The following is a 19,984-nucleotide window of genomic DNA, read 5'->3' as shown; positions in this document are numbered from 1 at the left end:
ATTAATCGCCACCCTTCATCTTTCTATCGAGCAGTCTTCTGAGCTCGATCCTCCTGACCAGCAAAGCTCTTTTCGCCCCCTCGTCCTTCACATTTGGCAGCTTTCTATCGATCTCGGCCATTTCTTCTTCTACGAGTCTTCTGTTCGCGTACTCACCGGTTGTCCGGAGTATTCTCTGAGCCGTCTCATAATCGATGCAAATGGATGCCAGATCTATCAGTTCTCTGCCAATGCTTTCTTCCACAAGATCGAGTAGCTCCTCAAGTTCCAACCCCCTTTTCATTCCCTTGAGAAGTTCCTTCAAATCTCTGCTTTCTTCCATAAGCTCGAGCTGCTTCACAACTGTTTCTCGAAGCGCCGAATGCTGAAGATATATTCTAATATGATCTTTCAGTTTCAAGATAACGCCGTTTGTGAGCTCCTTTGCAGTATTTCTGGAGCCAACACTGCGAAGAGCCGACTGGAGCTCCCGCTCTGAATAACCCGTTTTTTCTGAAAGCGCAGCCATTGTTGACTCAACAGTCGCAAGGTTTCCCGAGTTCCGGAAACTCACAACATATGGCCTCAGATATTCTATAAGATGTTTTCTTCCCTGAGGAACGGACAAATCAAGCTTTCTGGAATAGAACTCGACCCTGAAGGCAGCCCCTGGTATAGCGACCGCCAGAACTTCCTTAATTGCCTTTGCCCCTTCCATGACGAAGAGATCTGCAGGGTCCTTGTAATCTCGCATCATCACCACAGCAGTTGTGAAGTCCATTTTCTCTGCTATGTCTACTGATCTTAGTGTTGCCGCCTGACCGGCTGCATCTGAGTCGAGAAAGAACAACAGATTCCTTGTGTAATTTCCCAAAACCCGAAGATGATTTTCCGTCAACGCTGTTCCGAGCAAACCGACAGCGTTACTAACGCCTGCTTCGAAAAGTGAAATGACGTCGAAATAGCCTTCAGCGATTACCACGTAGTTCAACTGCTTGATTGCCGCTTTGGCACGTGAAAGATTGAATAAGAGCCTGTTCTTCTGAAAGTATTTTGATTCGGAGGAATTCATATACTTAGGCCCCTGATCGGCAACCATTATTCTTCCACCGAATCCAACTACTCTTCCCGATTCGTTGTCAATGGGAATCATCAATCTGCCCGCAAATCTGTCCTTAAACGAAGTCCCTCTTCTCAACAACACTCCAAACTGAAGAAGAGACTTTTCATCAGCCCTTAGTTTCGACTGTAATGACTGGGGAAAAGTTCTTTCGTCTGGCGAGTAACCCAGCTGAAATTCGCTTATTGTGTTTGGCGTAATCTTTCTCTTCTCCTCGAGATACTTCAGGATATCATGATTGTTTTCTCTCAGTTCCCTGTTATATATGGTCGCAAGACGAGACAAAATAGCCGTGTATCTGTCGTATTCCGACTCGGCCGTATCGACTTCAACGGGGATACCTGCATAGTCTGCGAGTCGCTTCACGGCTTCGGAGAATGAAAGATTCTCAATCTTTTGGTAGAAAGTGATAATATCACCTTTTTCACCGCAGCCAAAGCAATGAAAGAAGCCCCTTTGAGGGTGAACATAGAATGAAGGATCGTTGTCACTGTGAAATGGGCATAGTCCCCTGTAAGAGCTTCCGGCCTTCTGCAGGTTCACGTAACGACCTATGAATTCGACGATATTTATAGACTTTTTAATCTCGTCGAGTTCCTCTTTAGTGAACACTGAATCACCACCGGCAAAAAAAGGCCCATACGCTCTGAGTACGGGCCGTATTATAGTAAAACGTGTTAACGCTTGGAGAACTGGGGTGCTCTTCTTGCCTTCTTTAGACCGTACTTCTTTCTCTCGACTTCTCTCGGGTCTCTGGTCAAGAGACTGTTCTGTCTAAGAAGCTTCCTGAGATCCGGATTGAACTTAATAAGCGCTCTGGCTATTCCGAGGCTTATTGCTCCTGCCTGGCCAGCAAGTCCACCACCATCGACTCTTATCAACATGTCGAATCTTCCTATTGTGTTGGTAACGACAGCGGGTTTCAGTGCGCTTCTTACCCATGCGTCATTTGAAAGATATTCCTTGAGGTCCGAATATGCTTTTCCGTTTATTAGAAGTTTACCGGTTCCAGGTCTTAGGTGAACTCTGGCGACAGAGGTCTTCCTTCTGCCTGTTCCATAATAATCTACAAAGTCAGCCATGCCTCAACCTCCTCATTTAACCAGTTCGATCAATTCGGGTTTCTGTGCAGCGTGTTCATGCTCGGGACCCGCATATACCTTGAGCTTCTTGAGCATTCGTTCGCCAAGAGCCTTCTTGGGAAGCATTCTCTTCACTGCAAGTCTAACGACTCTGTCCGGGAATTTCTCCATCATCTGTCTTGCCGTTCTTTCCTTAATGCCGCCCGGATAACCCGAGTATCTGTAGTATTTTTTCTGGTCGAGTTTATTGCCGGTTAGCTTAACTTTGTCTGCATTGACTACAATGACGAAATCGCCGGTATCCAGATGGGGAGTGTAATAAGGTTTGTTCTTTCCCATCAGTACCATAGCAATTTGGCCAGCAAGTCTTCCAAGGGGAACGTCCGTCGCGTCGACTACGTACCATTTCTTCTCTATTTTGTTGCCATTGTGATCAACGAGATAACCGAGAGTTTTCTCGATTTCTCCCTTTCTTTTCGTCTGCACCTTGGAGTGGGTCACTGCCCATCTGCACACAGGTGTTTTCTGAATCTTCATAGATGCAATCCTCCTTAACAGAACAGCTTACTCGCTGTAGACACTGACGTACTTGCGGTTGTTCTTCTCTTCGAAGTGAACCTTACCGTCTATGAGAGCGAAGAGGGTGTGGTCTCTGCCGAGCCCTACATTGTTTCCGGCGTGTATCTTTGTTCCCCTCTGCCTGACGATTATCGATCCGGCCTTTACGGCTGAAGATTCGCCTCTTTTAACCCCCAGATACTTGGGATTACTATCTCTTCCGTTTGTTCTACCAGCGCTTTTTCGGGCCATCTCATTTCACCCCCGTCTCAATTTTATCAATAGAGACCTCAGTGAACCACTGTCGGTGACCGTTGACTCTGTCGAAGTTCTTTCGGGCTCCAAACTTGACGACAAGCACTTTCTTATCTCTACCGTGAGAAACAACCTTGCCTACAACTTTTGCGCCGTCCACATAAGGTTTGCCTACTGTTGCTTCCTGTCCATCGTGGACAAGAATAACTCTGTCAAAGACTATTTCGTCTCCGTTTTCCTTTCCGTTCTGCCTTTCGGTGAAGAGAGTCATGCCTTCCTCGACTCTATACTGTCTTCCCGAGGCTTCAATGATGGCGTACACTAAGAGCCACCTCCTCATGCAATAGAAATGTGCTGAAACGAGGTACCTAACGGATTTAAAACCTGCTTCAAGCACGAAAAAACCGCTCGCGATCAAAATTCTATCATAAGTAGTAATGAGGGGAGAGTTTCTGAGTAACTTTTGTATTACGAACGGGAAAGGGTTTTGACTTTATTGAGATCTTCACGTTGCACAAGTTTACCATATTGACAGCACTACAGCCCATGATATAATCAATAACGAGGACGGAGGCGTATCCTAATTGGCTAAGGAGCCGGTCTCGAAAATCGGTGGGGTTGACGCCCCTTGTGGGTTCGAGTCCCACCGCCTCCGCCAGAGGGCGGTTACGCCCTATTTTTTTTGGAGGTGGTAGCGTGATCCTCGATAGAGTCCTAAGGCTTCTCAAAGGAAGGAAAGAAAAGCTGGATTACTCTATTCCCAAAGAATGGCTTCCCGCAGGATATTCCGGCACGCTGAAACTGAGAGACCGGTACATATTCGTAGATCCTTACGAGTACAGCTCGACCATAGTAGAAGGCATTTTATCAAGAGCCGATCAGGGAAGAGATTACTCGAAATCACTGGGTAGAATGAGGATGGAGAAAGACAGCACCTGGGTGAATTCGGCTATTATATACGGTTCATTCGTCAGATCTACCACTGCTTATTCACATCATGATCCTGAATTCTTTTCCGATCTGGATTCTCAGCAGTACTCGGAATCGGGGACATTCCTTAAAATGATATTTATGTTGCCCTATCTCGAGAGGATGGGCTTCGACACTCTTTACTTCCTCCCGGTCACTAGTTATAGCGATAAGTTCAAGAAGGGCGAGCTCGGTTCTCCCTATTCAGTAAAAGACTTTTTTTCAATTGATGAACGTTATCATGATCGTCTGCTAGGCGACATGAACGTCGAAGAGGAATTTACCGCTTTTGTTGAAGCGGCCCACATTATGGGTATGAGAGTCGTGCTCGATTTCATTCCCAGAACATCTGCACGTGACTCGGCTTTGATTCTCAAAAATCCCGAGTGGTTCTACTGGATAGACGCATCTCGTCTCAAGGACTACAAACCACCCAGAATCGAGGGTCTAGGCTTTGATCAGGCCAGGGTTGAGACATTGCCTCTTATCTATTCGAATGAGAACGTTAGGAAGCACCTGTCGATGTTCAGGGACTCTCCGGAGAAACTCAATCCGGAAAAGTGGAGAAACTTTGTTTCCCACCATGAGGGTAACGAGAACTTTCTTGACGAGCTTGTCAAGGAGTTTGGCCTAATAACACCTCCAGGATTCTCTGACTGGATTAATGACAACCAGCCCACATGGGACGACATAACTTTCCTCAGACTGTACAAGGATCACCCGACTGAATCTCGCAGATTCCTTCCGGAGAGTCAGCCACCATACGTACTATTCGATGTAGTGAAGTCCTCTTTCTTTCCCGGTAGTGAGCCAATGAGCAATCTCTGGGAGTCCATTGAAAACATCATGCCTTTTTATAATGAGAAGTTTGGTGTTGATGGTGCAAGATTGGATATGGGACATGCCCTTCCAAGGGAGCTGGAATTAAGAATAATCCGTAAAGCCAAAGAGAGAGACCCCTCCTTTGCGATCATCGCAGAAGAACTAGTAATGGGAAATGATGAAAAGGCCAGACGGTCAGGATACGACTGTATTCTCGGGAATACGTGGTGGATGGAACCAAGAATCAATGAAGGAAAGCTAAAAGAGCTTCTCTATGAGGTTCTGCCGAGTATGAGACTGCCGACTCTGGCAGGTATCGAAACTCCCGACACACCGAGAGCGGCTGCTAGAAAGAACGGGAGGCGTTTTTCCCGTTTTGCGACAATACTTAATTACTTCTTGCCCCACGGCATTACATATATCAACTCCGGACAGGAGATCTTTGAGATTCAACCGATGAACCTAGGACTGGATAACGATGAAGAGGGTCGGTATGTTCTGCCCCCAAATGATCCTTTTTATGGGAAGCTAGCTTTCTTCGACCCTTACGTTCTCCACTGGAATGCAGATGATGACCTGATCGACCTGATTTCACTTCTTTCTTCAATTAGAAGAAGTAATCTCGATTTGCTGAATTCCAACAATCCCAAACTACTCTGGGAAGAAGATAAGACATCTGTAGGGTTGTTCTACTGGAATGGAGTCAAAGGACTCTTGATGGTTGCAAATGGAGACTTCGAGGCAATGAAGGAGTTCCACATCGACCTCGGTTTTCACACGTGGAGGGGAAACCATAAGGTTCAGTGGAAACTCAAGGGATTCGATGGGCAATCGGAATGGGATGTAGGAGGAGACTTCCATCTCTCTCTTGGTCCCGGAGAGGTTGCTGTAGCTGAAGTCAGGTAAAAATAGAAGGCCCCTTCTGGGGCCTTCTTTTTATCTGCAAATTACTTCTTTGGTTCTACATAAAACCGTATTGCCGTTCTCACTTCCCCGTCGATCTCTACATCCGAAAAGCTTGGAACGCATACGAGATCCATGCCGCTGGGAGCAACGTAACCTCTTGCAATTGCAATTGCTTTGATTGCCTGATTGACTGCGCCTGCCCCGATAGCCTGAATCTCTGCGCTGCCCTTCTCTCTGAGTACTCCGGCAAGTGCGCCAGCGACTGCATTTGGTTTTGAGTGGGTTGCTACCTTCAGAACTTCCATGACTGCTACCTCCTCTTGAGATCTGTCATGCTACTGGGAGAGAGATATAGGATGGTGCGCCCGGCAGGATTTGAACCCGCAACCATCGGAGCCGAAATCCGATGCTCTATCCGTTGAGCCACGGGCGCATAAAACAAAGAAGAAGTGGGGTGGCTGGCGGGGTTCGAACCCGCGGCCGCCTGATCCACAGTCAGGCGCTCTTCCAACTGAGCTACAACCACCATGTGTGTTACATGGCGCGCCCGGCAGGACTCGAACCTGCAACCCCCGGATTAGAAGTCCAGTGCTCTATCCATTGAGCCACGGGCGCTGGAGCGGCCGACGGGAGTCGAACCCGCAACATTCGCCTTGGAAGGGCGATACTCTACCAATTGAGCTACAGCCGCACAAATGACCCTTGGTCGGGAAGACAGGATTTGAACCTGCGACCTCCTGTGCCCAAGACAGGCGCGCTTCCAACTGCGCTACTCCCCGCTCACGAATCTAAATATATCAGATTTTGAGGATGCCGTCAATAGTACACAATCAGAGTTATGAATGAACGGAGAATATAAATATAGAAATCCACTCCCAGTAGCTTGTCAAAGATCTAGGCTAACATTTAGACTGAACGGCAGTCATGTGGTTCAACATGGAACAACATCAAGAGCCATTTACAGGAAATGTAGTAGAATATTCGTTGAGGTGGTTATAGTTGGCTGCGATTGTTACATCGAATCTCGTAAAGAAGTATGGTTCTTTTGAAGCTCTTAAGAATATCTCCCTTTCAATAGGGAATGGCGATCTCTACTGCCTTCTCGGACCGAACGGAGCCGGCAAGTCAACCTTAATAAGGATCCTTACAGGACTGATGAAGCCTACTTCGGGCAACGTGAGAGTCTCAGGAATGGATTTGAGCAGTGAGGTAAGAGAGATTAGGCAGAAGGTAGGGCTTGTTTCGGAGCGGGTTATTCTTTATGATCGGCTCACTCCGGTCGAAAATTTGCTTTTCTTTGCTTCGATGCTCGGTGTTGGTAGAAAGGCCGCTCTGAAGAGGATTTACGATCTCCTCGAGAAGGTGGATATGCTTGACTGGAAAAACAAGCCGGTCAGAATCTTTTCGACCGGGATGAAGCAGAGAGTGAATTTCATAAGGGCTTTGCTTCATGATCCGGAGATACTATTTTTGGATGAACCCACCCTGGGACTGGATCCCCATTCGACGAGGACTATTAGAAACATGGTGAGAGAGCTCAATGAATCGGGAATTACAATAATCCTAACTACACACGTGATGGGTGAGGCTGAGAACATTGCGAAGTCAGTTGGCATAATGCACAGAGGAGAGTTGATCTCTAGTGGGAAACTGGAAGATATTCGGGGTTCGCTGAAGAAAGATCGAGTCACAGTTACGGTAAAGGACTCATCTGTTTTCTCCTTTGAAAAGATCGAGGGTTATCAGAGCGAAACCAGGGTTGATGGGGTAGTGAAGATTGACTTTCAGCCGGGATGGACTATCGAGAATATCCTTCCCGCGGTCTTGCGGATGAAACTTGAAGTGATTGACATTGAGCAAAAAAAACCCTCTCTGGAAGATGTCTTTGTCAAGTTGACGGGCGAGAGTTCATAGATCCACAAGACTCCAGGGATCGACGGGCATACCTCCCGTGAGCCTGGATTTTTCCGCGGCCCAGCACATCAGATGGCTCTGAATAGAGTTTTCAAATGTAGTGGATAGCGACCCCGTTTTCCCTTGCAAGTATCTCACGAAATCTCTTACGATTTCTCTATCGCCGCCTCCGTGCCTCGAGCCATCGTTTGTTGTCAGATAAGCCTTGTGGTCGCCGGAAAAGAGTTCAACTTCTAAACTGTCCTTTTCAAAATCGCCGGTTATCTCTCCATGGCTGCCACTGATACGTATCTTCCTAGTCTTTGAAGTTGTGAACGCATTCATTGAGAAACAAGCCTCAACCGCATTATCAAACGAGATAAGCACATTTTGATAATCAGCGACGTTGTTGTCGCTTCTGAAAACACATCTTCCGTAACTGCTCGTACGCAGAATCTCTCTACGCCCTTCAAGAGACATGTCGTTGCCGATCGTATTCACAGGCCAGTCAATATTGTCTGATAAGTACTGCGTCACAGCAGAATAGGGACAGTTTTCTTTCAGAGGACAGTCCAGGCAACGTTCAGTAGAGTTTTTTGGTGCGTTATCTCTTTTGAAATACTTGAGTCCGCCTCTGGATGCTACGGAGAGAGCCCTCGAAGAAAGAAGCCAGGTTAGAATGTCCATGTCATGACAGCTCTTTGAGAGGATGGAAGGACCGGTTTGTGTTGAATCTCTCCAATTTCCCCTTACGTAGGAATGAGCGAAGTGATAGAAGGAGACCTGCTCTGTGTACTCAACTGCCTGGATCCTTCCGACAGAATCTGAGTCGAGAAGGGACTTAAGCTGTTTGAAAAAGCTAGAATACCTCAGCACGTGAGCGACAAATAACCGGGAGATATCCACACCCGATTCTGTCAAAGCCGCTACGCCGCTAAGCCCCACAGAAATTGGTTTCTCCAAAAGAACGGAGTAACCACGTGCAAGGGCCTCTATAGTGGGTTCAACATGAACTGTTTCTGGAGTGGCAACTATCACTCCATCGGCGAATTTAGGCCTCGAAAGAAGGACTTTCCAATCTGCAACAGAATCTTCAGTACGTATTCCATGCCTCTCTGCAAAACGTTCTCTTCTCAGTTTATCCGGTTCGGCAATTGCGACGACTCGGGATTCCTCAACCGTTTTAAGTGCCTCCCCGTACGCAAAGTACCCTCTATTGCCGGCGCCAATCATAATTATATCGACCACGAAAACCTACCACCCTCAGCATTTGTAAATTAATTCTAACACTGACTTTCAAAAGCGAGATAGCCTAAGTTGCTCCAGTGTGATATAAAAGGAAAGATCAAAATTGAAGGGAGTGAAGAGCTTGACAGACATAAAGAGGAATGACACTGAAATCGTTCGAGTCTCGAAGAGAGAGTTTAAGGGCCACGAATTCCTTGATCTCAGGATCTACTATCAGGATGATGAAGGAGACTATAAACCAACGAAAAAGGGAATTACAATTAATCCCAAACTTGTGGATGAACTGATCGATGCCCTCAATAAGGAGAAGGATTCGGCGCCAGTAAAAGAGTGAGCTTTTCCTGGAGTGAGGTAATACAAGGGAGGTTTGAAGAAGTCTTCATTTTTCTTTCGGCCTCCCTATTTATTCCACTATTTCTCCAAGCATTCACACCCTCCGCCATTGCCTTTGAAAATGGTCCACCGTCAACGGTTCTCCGTCCTCCGAGATTAAGAGTGATTCTTCTGTAGAACATAAGACGCAATGCCGGCAAAGATCATGCCGGGACGCAAGGCACTGAAGAGCATCAGTGGACGCAAGGCTGGCGAAGACCACGCCAGGTCGCAAGGCTGCCTTCGGCAGGAGGCCTTATCACGTCCACCGTCAACGGTTCTCCGTCCTCCGAGATCAAGAACAGAAGTGATGCTGCTGCGCAGGCCAGTCACCTTCGGTGGCCAGTTCCGCTTCGCGGGCTAGGAGCCGCTGAACGCTTAAGAACGTAACCCCGCTGGTCGCTGTAAAAACCTAGGAAGAGCACGTCGGAGACGTTCGCTTCGCTCACGAGAAGATGAGAGCGAAAATAGGGACTGACAATTCTCCTCATGTCCCATTTTTCGCGTAAAAGGCAGAGATACCAACCAGGACCTTTTTCGGGCGAACGGCCGTTCGCCCCTACAAGAGAACTGCACAGTCATCTTAAATTGTCATCGCGTAGAGCCTGCCCTGAAGCGCTCCTGTTCAGGGGGTCTGCACGGGATCTCGCATGAAATATCCGCTCTACGCTTATGAACGAGGACCCGCTGGTCGCTGTAAAAACCGAGAAAGAGCACGTCGGAGACGTTCGCTTCGCTCACGAGAAGATGAGAGCGAAAATAGGGACTGACAATTCTCCTCATGTCTGTCCCATTTTTCGCGTAAAAGGCAGAGATTCCTACCAGGACCTTTTTCGGGCGAACAGCCGTTCGCCCCTACAAAAGAATCGCATAATCGTCTGACAATGTCATCCAGTAGAGGCTGCCCTGAAAATCTCCTGTTCAGGGATCCTGTTAAGGGCTTCTGCACAGGATCTGGTATTTAGAACGATCCAAGGATCTAGATCATGGCCAAGAGCATTCCAGTGACTGTCAACTACTCCTTCTACCGTCATTTTGCTCTCTAAGTAATCTCTGGCATTTGACAGTTCAGATGATGAACCGAGTTGGTTCTGACAACTGGATTTCATCATTCTTTACTTGATACGGGATCTAGCTCCTTGCTCTTGACAAACCACGTACCACCAACAACGGCTCTTAGGACGAGGCGCGAAGGGCTTATTAAAGATCTTGCAACTGACTATACACAAGCTGCAGTGAAACGATCAATGGCTTTTGAACAGGGGCAAAGTATATAATTGTGAGAAGAGATCACTATGGAGTGTCTTAAATGAATATTTATGCTTTATTGACGTTTATCCCAGCGATTGTGTGTTTAGCTATTGCTATACGCCTTGCGAACCGAAGAGAACAGCTTGAGGCAATTACTCTCAGCCTTTTGATGTTCTCAATTGCCTGGTGGGCATTCTTTTATGCAGTTGAGCTACTCGGACATGATTTGGAGACAATGAGACTGCTCAACAAGATTTCTTATCCTGGAATTGTAAGCACGCCGGTACTCTTTTTTCTTTTCTCCATGGCAATTCTAGACAAGAGAAAGTGGTTTAGCTGGAAAAGAATCTTATTTCTTTTCGTCATCCCACTTGCAGTACTTCTGTCTATGTGGACAAACGAAATTCACTGGCTTTATTACTCTGTCAGCGAACTGGATCTCAGTTCATCTTTCCCGGTGCAGAGACTTGTCCATGGGCCTCTTTTCTGGTTGGGAATGTTTTACACATATATACTCCTTCTTTCGAGTATATTTTCAATAGCTCATCAATACGTTCTTTCTAAAGGGCCCTACAGGGGTCAGCTGAAAATGATTCTGTTTGGGACTCTTTTTCCCGTACTTGTGAATATTAACTACCTTTTTGGATTTGTTGATTTTGGCTATCTCGACATGACTCCGTTTGCCTTCACTCTGGCTTCAGTATTCATGGCGATAGGCGTTATGAGGTACAGGTTATTTGACATACGACCGGTTGCTAAGGAGACTGTTTTCGAAAGACTTCCTGACGGCGTCATTATTACCGACGATAGAGGAACGGTTGTCGACATCAACCCAATGGCTTGCTCGATGTTTGGAGTGGAATGCCCGAAATTGATCGGGCTAAATTTCAGTGACGCTTTCAGCGATTCAGAAACTGTTCTGAGTTTCTTCAATTCTGATCAATCGAATTCTGAGCTGAAGGTAGGGAAAGCGATAATCGATGCCAGAAAGACAATTATCCACAGCTCCAGAGGTAAGATTAGAGGCCACATCATTTTGCTGACCGAGATTACGGAAAGGAAGAAGGTCGAAGATGCACTGCGCCAGAGCGAGGAAAGGCTTGCGCTTGCCGTGAAAGGCGGGAATGTTGGTCTTTGGGACTTCAATATAGACAAGGGAGAGTTTTCGATCAACGAAAGATATTATCAGATCATGGGCTATCCTGGCGGTGATTTACTCATAACCTTTCAGAACTGGAAAGAGTTTGTGCATCCAGAAGATCTTCTTCCTTCGCTTGAAGAGATGGAGAGATGTTACAACGGAGAGAAAGATTACTTCGACATAGAATACAGGATGCTCTCAAAGAGCGGTGATTGGATTTGGGTTCATGATAGGGGGGAGGCTGCAGAGAGAGACAAGAATGGAAGAGCCACTCGCATTCTTGGAACCCACATCGATATTTCCCCAACCAAACAGATCGAAGAGGCTCTTCGCGAGAGCCAGGAGAAATACAGGAAACTAGCGACTACGGACATGCTGACCGGTGTAATGAATAGATACTCACTGAGCGAGTTATTGAGAGCCGAAACGGAGAGATCAAGGCGTTATGGAAGCCCGCTTTCACTACTTATGTTTGATCTTGACAATCTCAAGATGATAAATGATAATTATGGTCACCTTGCCGGTGATGAAGCTCTCAAAATTACGTGTTCTTACGTTCAGTCAAGCATCAGGAATTGCGATTATCTAGGGAGATGGGGCGGGGATGAGTTTCTACTTATCGTAACGAATACAGATTTCGATGGAGCAATCAAAGTGGCGGAAAAGCTTAGAGCGGGACTGTGCGTGAAGGAGCATAAAAACTTTGGAAAGCTGAGCATCAGCATCGGGGTCTCCGTTCTCCATAAGGATGAAAGTGATTTCGATGCCTTGCTGCGCCGCGTCGACAAAGCTTTGTATGAGTCAAAGAAGAACGGTAAGAACAGGGTTACATCATTTGTTTGATTGCACCATTTGTGTTGAACTTGAAGAGTTTCGGCTTAGTAGATGGCATTTAGGTTGATTTTGCATTTCCGATTATGCTAGACTATATCAAGCGTGACAGAGATGATGAGAAAGTCGTGCCTGTTATGAGGCGGCGGCTTTTTTTGTTTTGAGATGATCTTTAGTTAGCACATGTGAGTCAAATTTCTGTGATATAGATTCTTTCATTTGTGAACAGTGGGGTGATACGTTTGCGGCGCCGAACCAGGGAAGCTCTCACCGGTTGGGCAACTGTCTTACCGGCTCTGATAGTTCAGGTGATCTTCATCTATTTGCCACTCATTTGGGCTTTTTATGTATCCTTTTATAGCTGGAACATGATACGTCCTATGCGATTTGTAGGCTTTCAGAACTACCAAAGACTTTTCAGTTCTGCGGATTTCTGGAATTCCCTGAGTGTAACAGGCATCTATATTCTTGGTACGGTAATTCCTTCAGTTGTCATTGGGCTTCTGCTCGCCGCTCTTCTCAATATTGAATGGATAAAGGGTAGAGGGATCTTCAGAACACTGTTCTACATTCCGGTCATTACTTCGATGGCGGCTGCTGCCGTTATTTGGGGTTGGTTATATGAACCGAATTTCGGATTGGTCAATTACTTTCTTTCGATATTCGGCATTAACAACATCAAGTGGTTGAGTGATCCGAATTACTCGCTTCTGGCGCTTATTATTGTGGGAGTATGGAAACGTATCGGATATAATATGGTCCTCTTCCTGGCAGGTCTCCAGACTATTCCCAAGACATATTATGAAGCGGCCGAAATAGATGGAGCAACCCCCTGGAACAAGTTCAAAAGTATAACGCTTCCTCTACTTTCACCTACGACACTTTTCGTCTTCATTATGCAGTTTATCGCATCGTTCAGGGTTTTCGTTTCAGTATCTGTTATGACGAGCGGTGGGCCGGCGAAGAGTACTCAGGTTATTACCTATTATCTGTATGAGAACGCATTCAGGTACTTGAAATTCGGTTACGCATCAGCAATTGCAGTTGTTATGTTTGCGATGATGATTGTATTCACCCTGATTCAATTCAGACTCAGCAAAAGGAGGGTGCATTATCAATGAGAAGAAAACCGGCCCTCCCTATTAGACTACTTGTCTATCTGGCAATTCTTTTCGTAGCAGTAATTATCAATCTTCCATTTTTCTGGATGCTTGTCACCTCTTTCAAGACGGAAGATGCTGCTTTCACAATTCCCCCGAGCTTCCTTCCTACGATTTTCGACTTAAGGAATTTCGTGAAGGCCTTTGAGCTAATTCCTCTTGCGAGATACATTGGGAACACGCTCTTCGTAGCGCTAACGGTGACTCTGCTCCAACTGATCTTCAACTCGCTGGCCGCTTACGGGCTGGCCAGGATCAGATTCAGGGGCGCTAACGTAGTCTTTCTGATTCTTATTGGAACACTCATGGTGCCACCTGAAGTGACGATGGTTCCGCTTTATGTAATCGTTAAACAATTCGGGTTTATAGATAAATATAGGGCTTTAATTGTGCCATTCATGAGTTCCGCCTTCGGGATTTTCCTGCTCCGCCAGTTCTTTATGGGGATTCCGAGAGAACTTGAAGAAGCTGCAATAATAGATGGTGCGAGTAGAATGAAGATCTTCTTCAGAATAATTCTTCCTTTATCAAAACCTGCATTATACACAATGGCCCTGTACACTTTCCTCGCACACTGGAATGAGTATATGTGGCCGTTGATTGTAATCAATGATGCAAAGAAGCAGATGATTCAAGTTGGTATCTCCCAGTTCGTTAGCGGCTGGGAGACACAATGGACTCTTAGGATGGCCGCTTCAACCACGGCTGTAATTCCAATAATAATCTTCTTCTTCTTTGTTCAGAAACAATTTGTGGAAGGCATCAGTATTTCAGGGTTGAAAGAGTGACCCAAATTTTGAAAGGGGAGGTTTTTTTGTGAAAAGAACATTTCTAATCACACTTCTAGTAGTAGCCGTTGCGGCGATAGGATTCGCGGCGCCGGTGAAGGTAACAATGTGGTATGCCCAGACGGGCATATACTCCCAGACACTTCTCGACATTGCGGCGGAGTTCAACAAGCTGCATGAGGGAGAAATCGAAGTGGAAGCCGTCTACACCGGAAACTACCAAGACACGATGCAGAAGCTTCTTGCAGCTCTTGTTGCCGGAGACGTTCCAACGCTGGCCCAAATAGAGCAGTCGAGGATAGGTCAGTTTGTCGACGGCGGTGCGTTCCAGGATCTGAACTACTTCATCGACAAGGATCCCGAGTTCAAGGCGACACTCGACGACTTCTGGCCCAGATTCATTCAGGCCAATACCTACGAGCAGGGTCTGCTTGGATTCCCTCTTAACTGCAGCACCCCTTTGATGTACATCAACAGGGACCTCTTCAAACAGGCCGGACTTGACCCCGACAATCCTCCAAAGACGTGGACCGAAGTCTATGCCGCTGCAAAGCAAATCAAGACGTTAGGCGAAGACATTTTCGGTTACAGATTCGGTATCGATGACTGGCTTCTCGAAGCCTACATCTGGCAGTTCGGTGGGCAGATAATTTCGGAAGACGGCGAAGAGATGTTGATTTACTCGCCTGAGACAGTGGCTGCATGGAATTTCTTCCAGAAGGGTGTTAGAGAAGGAATCTTCATATTCGGAGTCAGTGGTGGAAACGAACTCGATCTCTCCGGAAGAATTGCAATGGTTGTCCGCTCTACAGGGAGTATTGGTTATTTGAAGCAGAACGCGAAGTACGATCTTGGCGCAACCACTATGCCCGGTCAGGTTAAGGAAGTCGTTCCGATCGGTGGAGCCAATGTCTTCATGTTCTCTGCGAGACCACAAGCAGAGAAGGAAGCAGCATGGGAATTCTTGAAATTCCTGACTTCTACTGAGAACACGAAGAGATGGTCACTTGCAACTGGTTACATGACAAGTAGAATCTCTGCCTTCGAATCTCAAGAGATTCAGAAGATCATGACAGACGACCCAAGATACGCTCTCACTTATCAGCAGCTGAAAGACAGCGCTGTGAGGAGACCATGGTACGGACCATATCCAGAAGTCCATGCAATGATCACTTCTGCCTGGGAAGATGCAATGTCTAACCCGACAAAAGACGTTGATGCAATTCTGAAGAATCTGCATGAGGAAGCACAGTACGTTCTCGATGATTACTACTTTTGATCGATAGAAAGACATATGGGGGCAGTCGTTGGCTGCCCCCTTTTTTAGAGGTGATTTCATGAAAAGATTTCTGATAGTGGTTCTATTAGTTGCTTCATCTCTCTCTTTCGGTCAGGTTTTCTTTGGAAACATTCACGCCCATACTTCTTATTCAGACGGACTTGGCACCCCGGAGGAGGCCTTCGAGCACGCGAGAAATTCAGGTGTCGTTGACATACAGGCAATAACCGATCATGATCACGATTTGAACTATCCGCTTCCAGACGGCTCATGGAAACTTGACAGAATAATCGAGATGGCCGAGCGATTCACTGTTGAGGGCGAATTCATAGCAATTTCTGGCTTCGAGTGGACGCTGACCAGTCGGGGACACATAACGATATACGACACTTCGGAATGGATTGATAGAAGCACAACGGATCTCTACGACATATACAAGTGGATTGTGGAAAGACAGGCAACGGCTCAGTTCTGCCACCCTGGAAGGAAGTACGGTGATTTCTTCGATTTTGAATACTTTCCCGAAGTTGATCTTTATATAAACACAATTGAAGTAGGAAATGGTGCCGGATCGAATTCGAATAATGTGATAAAGGAAGAGTATTTCGAGAGGTATCAGCGAGCTCTCAGTCGCGGCTGGCATGTAGGAGCATCCGCAAATCAAGACAATCATCAGAAAAACTGGGCGACAGTAAATGATGCGAGAACGGCCTTCGTTATTGATGAGTTGACAACTGAGAAAGTGTATGAAGCTCTCAAGACAAGGAATATATACGCCACTGAAGACCGTAACGCTTTCATGGGATTCTCAACTGAGGGTGCAAAGATGGGCGATACCCTGTATGACGTTCCCAGGGCTACTCTGAAAGTTGAGTACAGCGACCCCGGTGAGCGAGTTCGGAGAGCTGCGATCTACAGTAACAACGGAGTAATCGAACTGGATGTCTCCGGTGATGTGTGGGAGGTCGAGATAGATGTCGAAAATCCTCTTTCATATAACTGGTACTTCGTCAAGATCGATCAGATAGATGGAAATGAGCTGGTCTCTTCTCCAATCTGGTTTCAGAGCAGTACGAACAAATACCTTCTCAATGGAAGAACGATCGATCCGAGACCGGTTAAGGGACTCCCATTTGATGTCGGTTTCGACCTGATAAACTCTCTGAGAGAAGATCAAATGATTTCAGTTGAAGTGAAGAGCGGAAAGACTGTCGTATTTTCTAAGCAATATGAGATGACATCTATGACCTGTCTGGAGATCGTCGAGACCTTTGAGACTGAAGAAGACTCTCTTGACTTCTTTGTAGATCATGAACTGGCATTTAGTGTTAACGTAGATTTCGTTAGCTTCACTGCCAATCTTGACACTTCTCATGAAAACTACTTTCTGGCAGAGTTGAGGCCGTTGACTCAGCTTTTTGTGGATCTTGGTGGTGAGGTGAAGCCCGTAATTGGAGAACTGACGGAGAAGACGACTTTCAGCGGTCAAGTCCTAATACTTCCCTTACCGGATGCCGACACTTTTATGAAGGACTTCATGGAAATTCCTGAAGAACAGGTTGACTTCATCGTTGATTATGTTAAGAACGGCGGGCTCCTGGTTATTGTGCTTGCAAAGAAGGAGATCACTCACCCTTCGATCGAGAGTTACAAGCTTCTCTTTGAGAAGCTCCCCTGGATGGTTGGAATTGAAGAAGGTGGAAGATCTGTATCAGGGAGCATTACCAGAAATCTTGAAATAGAAGATGGGGGCGGAGTGGTGATTCTTACCTGGGAGGAAGCAACGGGAAGTGAGCTGATATCTGAAGGAACAATGGGCTATATAGAAATGAAGCTAGGTTTGAGATGAAGTGAGGGATTTATTTGTCTAGATTAGAGAGTTTCACACTTGGTGAAGAAGGAAAAAGAATATTCGGAATATGTGAGTATCCTTCCTCAGGGAAAAGCTTTCCCACCGTCTTGATGTTTCATGGCTTTACGGGTGAGCATATAGTATCCACGTTCAAATTCCCGCGGCTATCACGAAGGCTTGTTGAAAGGGGAATAGCAACAGTGAGATTTGATTTCAGGGGATCGGGAGACAGCGAAGGTGAGTTCAATGAAATGTCGCCTCTTACTGAGCTCCAAGACGCTGAAGATGTCTTCTCCTTTGTTCAGAAGCAGAAATGGTGCTCTGGGAAATTTGGCGTTATCGGGTACAGCCTCGGAGGAATGATAGCATCGCTCTTTGCGGGCAGACATACGGAGATTAGTACACTACTCCTCTGGTCGCCCGTTATCATGAACCAAGAGTTTTTCCATAGGGAGGATTATACTTTCGATTGCGGTGAGCAGTACAAGGATGTTCTCGGTTTGAAGCTGGGTTCGATTTTCTTTGAAGACGGTTGTAGAGTAGACGCTTCTGAGGAGTTGAAGAACTATCTTGGTGATCTCCTAATAATACACGGATCCGAAGACGAATCCGTTCCATATCTTCCCGTTAAGGAATATGCCGACCATAGGGGACTCAATATACATACGGTGGAAGAAGCGAACCATAAATACCAGAGGATCGACTGGATCGAAGAACTATTTTCTGTTTCCTCTGATTTTCTATGTAAGACCCTTTTGTAGCGGGCGTCAAGGCGCCCGCTATCCTAATATTTGCTTCCTTATTTCTTCAAGAGCTTCGTCAAGCAGCTTCATCTCAGATCGGAAAGTCAATTCTCCACCGTGAGTCTCAGGAATTACCAATCCTTCTCTGGACAATCCTGCGAGAATTTCAACTGCTTTGTGGCGATGTAGACACGACAAATCTACGATACTCGAGAGAGTTTGACCTGAGTGTAGAACCTTGCGAAGGATCTCAATAGATTCTCTCTTAGCCATCGTACTCATTATGCCGGCAGCATCATGCTTTTCGATCATGAGACTCCGATCGCTTATCCTGTCGGTGCCGACAACAGAGATAATCGAATCCTTTTCGGGTACCTCGATTGTTATAGAGGAACCACCAAGAAACAATGAAAACAGTAACCTCATCTCTTTGACCGATGTGTCAGGAGCATCAAGATCAAGGAGAAAGCGCAAGAAACCTCTTCCGAAATGGTTGAAGTTATCTTCGAAAAGCTTTGATGAGTGGGGAATGGAAAGGGTGAAATCCGGTGATGGCAGCAAATTTTCACTTCCGAATTCAAGGAGCTTCACAAAAGAGTCCCGCGTTGTTGACTGATTCTTAAGCATCTCGATAGCTTCGCATTTGCCCATATTGGTGAGAGTAGGGTTTGAGAAGGCAAATTCCAGAGCGGCCTTTTCGTCGCGTTCGAAAGACTCGATAATCTTGTCGCCTAATTCATCCGGCTCTTTGAAATCGCTGCTCAAGAACATGTGAAGCAATCTCTCCGGCGAAGTCCTCTTGATCAAGCCAAGCAGATCTGAAGAAGAAGGGGAGTCCTCAAGAAAAAGAAAGGGAACGACTTTAAGACCAAAGAAGGCTTCCCAGCTGAAAAACCTTTCCAGCCATTCACGGCAAACTGCCGGCATAGACAAGCGAGACTTCGAGACCCAGTCCGATAGAAAATCAGAAGATTTGCGGTCGTTATGAATCATTCTTTCGTGGTTATTGAGCCTGAACAAAGACACGAGCAGCTCGATTCCACTTTCCTTCACAATTGATATATTCACAAAAGACCCTCCAAAAACCCTTAGCAAATCCGTTCTCTTGACAGTCATTATTTAGCATCGATGAGCGGCTAAGAGAACTTCCTTACACTATTATGCCTCAAACTGAATTCTGAGGAAAAGGAGTATCGAGCAAAAGGCCTCGGGTGTTGCGAAGAAGAGCGATTGACCCATTAACCATTCTCAGTGCTGATGAAGACGTATCCCGGTGAAGCCTTTCCGAAAGAACCTATATCTCTATCACAAAGCGACTTTCTCAAGTGACTAACTTTGTTATTCCGCAGGGACTGCCCTTCAATCCACTCACTCTATCATCACGTAAAGCCTGCCCTGATGTGCTCCTGTTCAGGGCTTCTGTTTGGGGCTCCTATTCAGGGTCATCCCGTAGTGCCTCCCCTGGAATCCACTCACTTTGTCATCCCGTGATGTACCTGCACGGGATCTCGCACTTAGAAACCGCTCTACGCTTAAAAACGAAGACCCGCTGATCGCTGCGAAGACAAGGTTGTCCATCAAAGGCCCCCCGTTTTCTAAGAAGGGAGCACCCGTCAAAGAGAAAAAACATTGCTCTTTGTTCCAGAGCAGAGGAAGGATCTGTTCTTCGTTAGTCAAGCAGAGATCAAAAATGCATGTACCGGCGTAAGTTTCACCGCCAATCTTACTGGTTTCT

At 46.3% G+C, this 19,984-nt stretch carries 18 protein-coding genes and 6 tRNA genes; 10 read left to right on the top strand and 14 right to left on the bottom strand.

All coding sequences use genetic code 11. The annotated features are described in order from the left end of the window. Position 1: 1 nt before the first annotated feature. From dnaG to rplU, 5 genes are all read right to left on the bottom strand, one after another. Positions 2-1,711 carry a DNA primase gene (gene dnaG / locus Y697_RS06345; RefSeq protein WP_121550804.1) on the bottom strand — a complete coding sequence of 570 codons (1,710 nt, stop codon included), beginning with the start codon at positions 1,709-1,711 and terminating at the stop codon, positions 2-4. 65 nt (positions 1,712-1,776) lie between these two features. Further along, positions 1,777-2,181: a 30S ribosomal protein S9 gene (gene rpsI / locus Y697_RS06340; RefSeq protein ID WP_121550803.1), complete on the bottom strand. Its 405-nt coding sequence runs from the start codon at positions 2,179-2,181 to the stop codon at positions 1,777-1,779. 12 nt (positions 2,182-2,193) lie between these two features. Next, entirely contained in the window at positions 2,194-2,718 is a 525-nt protein-coding gene (rplM, locus tag Y697_RS06335) for a 50S ribosomal protein L13 (protein WP_121550802.1), read from the bottom strand. Positions 2,719-2,745: 27 nt separating this feature from the next. Further along, positions 2,746-2,991: a 50S ribosomal protein L27 gene (rpmA, locus tag Y697_RS06330; RefSeq protein WP_121550801.1), complete on the bottom strand. Its 246-nt coding sequence runs from the start codon at positions 2,989-2,991 to the stop codon at positions 2,746-2,748. 1 nt (position 2,992) lies between these two features. Next, complete coding sequence (gene rplU / locus Y697_RS06325) at positions 2,993-3,316, bottom strand: 50S ribosomal protein L21 (RefSeq protein ID WP_121550800.1); 324 nt, start codon at positions 3,314-3,316, stop codon at positions 2,993-2,995. Between the two features lie 247 nt (positions 3,317-3,563). Here rplU and Y697_RS06320 point away from each other — a divergent pair. Both Y697_RS06320 and Y697_RS06315 read left to right on the top strand, forming a co-directional pair. After that, positions 3,564-3,652 (top strand) — tRNA-Ser (locus Y697_RS06320). A 38-nt stretch (positions 3,653-3,690) separates the two neighbouring features. Then, a complete protein-coding gene (locus tag Y697_RS06315) occupies positions 3,691-5,691 on the top strand; it encodes an alpha-amylase family glycosyl hydrolase (protein ID WP_121550799.1) in 2,001 nt (666 codons plus the stop codon). 41 nt (positions 5,692-5,732) lie between these two features. Here Y697_RS06315 and Y697_RS06310 read toward each other — a convergent pair whose 3' ends face one another. The 6 genes from Y697_RS06310 to Y697_RS06285 all read right to left on the bottom strand — a co-directional run bounded on the left by Y697_RS06310 (position 5,733) and on the right by Y697_RS06285 (position 6,470). Next, on the bottom strand, positions 5,733-5,996 hold the full coding sequence (locus Y697_RS06310; RefSeq protein ID WP_121550798.1) for a stage V sporulation protein S: 264 nt from the start codon (positions 5,994-5,996) through the stop codon (positions 5,733-5,735). Positions 5,997-6,048: 52 nt separating this feature from the next. Further along, a tRNA-Arg gene (locus Y697_RS06305) sits at positions 6,049-6,124 on the bottom strand. A 17-nt stretch (positions 6,125-6,141) separates the two neighbouring features. After that, positions 6,142-6,217: transfer RNA gene (locus Y697_RS06300), tRNA-His, on the bottom strand. Positions 6,218-6,230: 13 nt separating this feature from the next. Continuing rightward, positions 6,231-6,306, bottom strand: a tRNA-Arg gene (locus tag Y697_RS06295). Then, positions 6,307-6,382: transfer RNA gene (locus Y697_RS06290), tRNA-Gly, on the bottom strand. Between the two features lie 12 nt (positions 6,383-6,394). Next, positions 6,395-6,470, bottom strand: a tRNA-Pro gene (locus tag Y697_RS06285). Between the two features lie 220 nt (positions 6,471-6,690). Here Y697_RS06285 and Y697_RS06280 point away from each other — a divergent pair. Then, the gene (locus Y697_RS06280; RefSeq protein ID WP_121550797.1) at positions 6,691-7,605 is read left to right on the top strand and encodes an ABC transporter ATP-binding protein; all 915 of its coding nucleotides are present in this window, start codon (positions 6,691-6,693) and stop codon (positions 7,603-7,605) included. Here Y697_RS06280 and Y697_RS06275 read toward each other — a convergent pair. Next, positions 7,600-8,832: a Gfo/Idh/MocA family protein gene (locus Y697_RS06275; RefSeq protein ID WP_121550796.1), complete on the bottom strand. Its 1,233-nt coding sequence runs from the start codon at positions 8,830-8,832 to the stop codon at positions 7,600-7,602. The genes Y697_RS06280 and Y697_RS06275 overlap by 6 nt on opposite strands. Before the next feature lie 121 nt (positions 8,833-8,953). Between Y697_RS06275 and Y697_RS06270 the strand changes: the two genes are divergently transcribed. Continuing rightward, positions 8,954-9,166 (top strand): transcriptional coactivator p15/PC4 family protein, encoded by a 213-nt coding sequence (locus Y697_RS06270; protein WP_110990449.1) that lies wholly within the window; start codon positions 8,954-8,956, stop codon positions 9,164-9,166. A 925-nt stretch (positions 9,167-10,091) separates the two neighbouring features. Here the strand turns inward: Y697_RS06270 and Y697_RS14615 are convergent. Further along, entirely contained in the window at positions 10,092-10,238 is a 147-nt protein-coding gene (locus tag Y697_RS14615; protein ID WP_183083739.1) for a hypothetical protein, read from the bottom strand. A 275-nt stretch (positions 10,239-10,513) separates the two neighbouring features. On the opposite strand from Y697_RS14615, the gene Y697_RS06260 reads away from it, so the two are divergent. The 6 genes from Y697_RS06260 (at position 10,514) to Y697_RS06235 (ending at position 18,267) form a co-directional block, all read left to right on the top strand. Beyond that, entirely contained in the window at positions 10,514-12,439 is a 1,926-nt protein-coding gene (locus Y697_RS06260; protein ID WP_121550794.1) for a histidine kinase N-terminal 7TM domain-containing protein, read from the top strand. Between the two features lie 368 nt (positions 12,440-12,807). Beyond that, positions 12,808-13,548: a carbohydrate ABC transporter permease gene (locus Y697_RS06255; protein ID WP_183083738.1), complete on the top strand. Its 741-nt coding sequence runs from the start codon at positions 12,808-12,810 to the stop codon at positions 13,546-13,548. Further along, positions 13,545-14,375 (top strand): carbohydrate ABC transporter permease, encoded by an 831-nt coding sequence (locus tag Y697_RS06250; RefSeq protein WP_121550792.1) that lies wholly within the window; start codon positions 13,545-13,547, stop codon positions 14,373-14,375. The genes Y697_RS06255 and Y697_RS06250 overlap by 4 nt, the downstream gene beginning before the upstream one ends. A 28-nt stretch (positions 14,376-14,403) precedes the next feature. Continuing rightward, on the top strand, positions 14,404-15,654 hold the full coding sequence (locus Y697_RS06245) for an ABC transporter substrate-binding protein (RefSeq protein ID WP_121550791.1): 1,251 nt from the start codon (positions 14,404-14,406) through the stop codon (positions 15,652-15,654). A gap of 58 nt (positions 15,655-15,712) precedes the next feature. Beyond that, positions 15,713-17,503, top strand: a complete 1,791-nt coding sequence (locus Y697_RS06240) for a CehA/McbA family metallohydrolase (RefSeq protein ID WP_121550790.1) — start codon at positions 15,713-15,715, stop codon at positions 17,501-17,503. Positions 17,504-17,517: 14 nt separating this feature from the next. Beyond that, positions 17,518-18,267, top strand: a complete 750-nt coding sequence (locus Y697_RS06235) for a S9 family peptidase (protein ID WP_121550789.1) — start codon at positions 17,518-17,520, stop codon at positions 18,265-18,267. 18 nt (positions 18,268-18,285) lie between these two features. On the opposite strand, the gene Y697_RS06230 is transcribed toward Y697_RS06235, so the two are convergent. Then, positions 18,286-19,317, bottom strand: coding sequence for a hypothetical protein (locus tag Y697_RS06230; protein WP_121550788.1), 1,032 nt, complete (start codon positions 19,315-19,317; stop codon positions 18,286-18,288). Positions 19,318-19,984 lie beyond the last annotated feature (667 nt).

It is taken from the genome of Mesotoga sp. BH458_6_3_2_1, assembly GCF_003664995.1.
Classification (GTDB): Bacteria; Thermotogota; Thermotogae; order Petrotogales; family Kosmotogaceae; genus Mesotoga.
The sequence above is the reverse complement of the archived record's forward strand: the minus strand, read 5'-3'. Positions and strand labels throughout refer to the sequence as shown.

Coding starts and splice junctions, on each gene's coding strand:
- Y697_RS06240 (WP_121550790.1), top strand. CDS start 15,713: ATGAAAAGATTTCTGATAGTGGTTCTATTAGTTGCTTCATCTCTCTCT.
- rpsI (WP_121550803.1), bottom strand. CDS start 2,181: ATGGCTGACTTTGTAGATTATTATGGAACAGGCAGAAGGAAGACCTCT.
- Y697_RS14615 (WP_183083739.1), bottom strand. CDS start 10,238: ATGACGGTAGAAGGAGTAGTTGACAGTCACTGGAATGCTCTTGGCCAT.
- Y697_RS06260 (WP_121550794.1), top strand. CDS start 10,514: ATGAATATTTATGCTTTATTGACGTTTATCCCAGCGATTGTGTGTTTA.
- Y697_RS06250 (WP_121550792.1), top strand. CDS start 13,545: ATGAGAAGAAAACCGGCCCTCCCTATTAGACTACTTGTCTATCTGGCA.
- rpmA (WP_121550801.1), bottom strand. CDS start 2,991: ATGGCCCGAAAAAGCGCTGGTAGAACAAACGGAAGAGATAGTAATCCC.
- Y697_RS06255 (WP_183083738.1), top strand. CDS start 12,808: ATGCGATTTGTAGGCTTTCAGAACTACCAAAGACTTTTCAGTTCTGCG.
- Y697_RS06310 (WP_121550798.1), bottom strand. CDS start 5,996: ATGGAAGTTCTGAAGGTAGCAACCCACTCAAAACCAAATGCAGTCGCT.
- rplM (WP_121550802.1), bottom strand. CDS start 2,718: ATGAAGATTCAGAAAACACCTGTGTGCAGATGGGCAGTGACCCACTCC.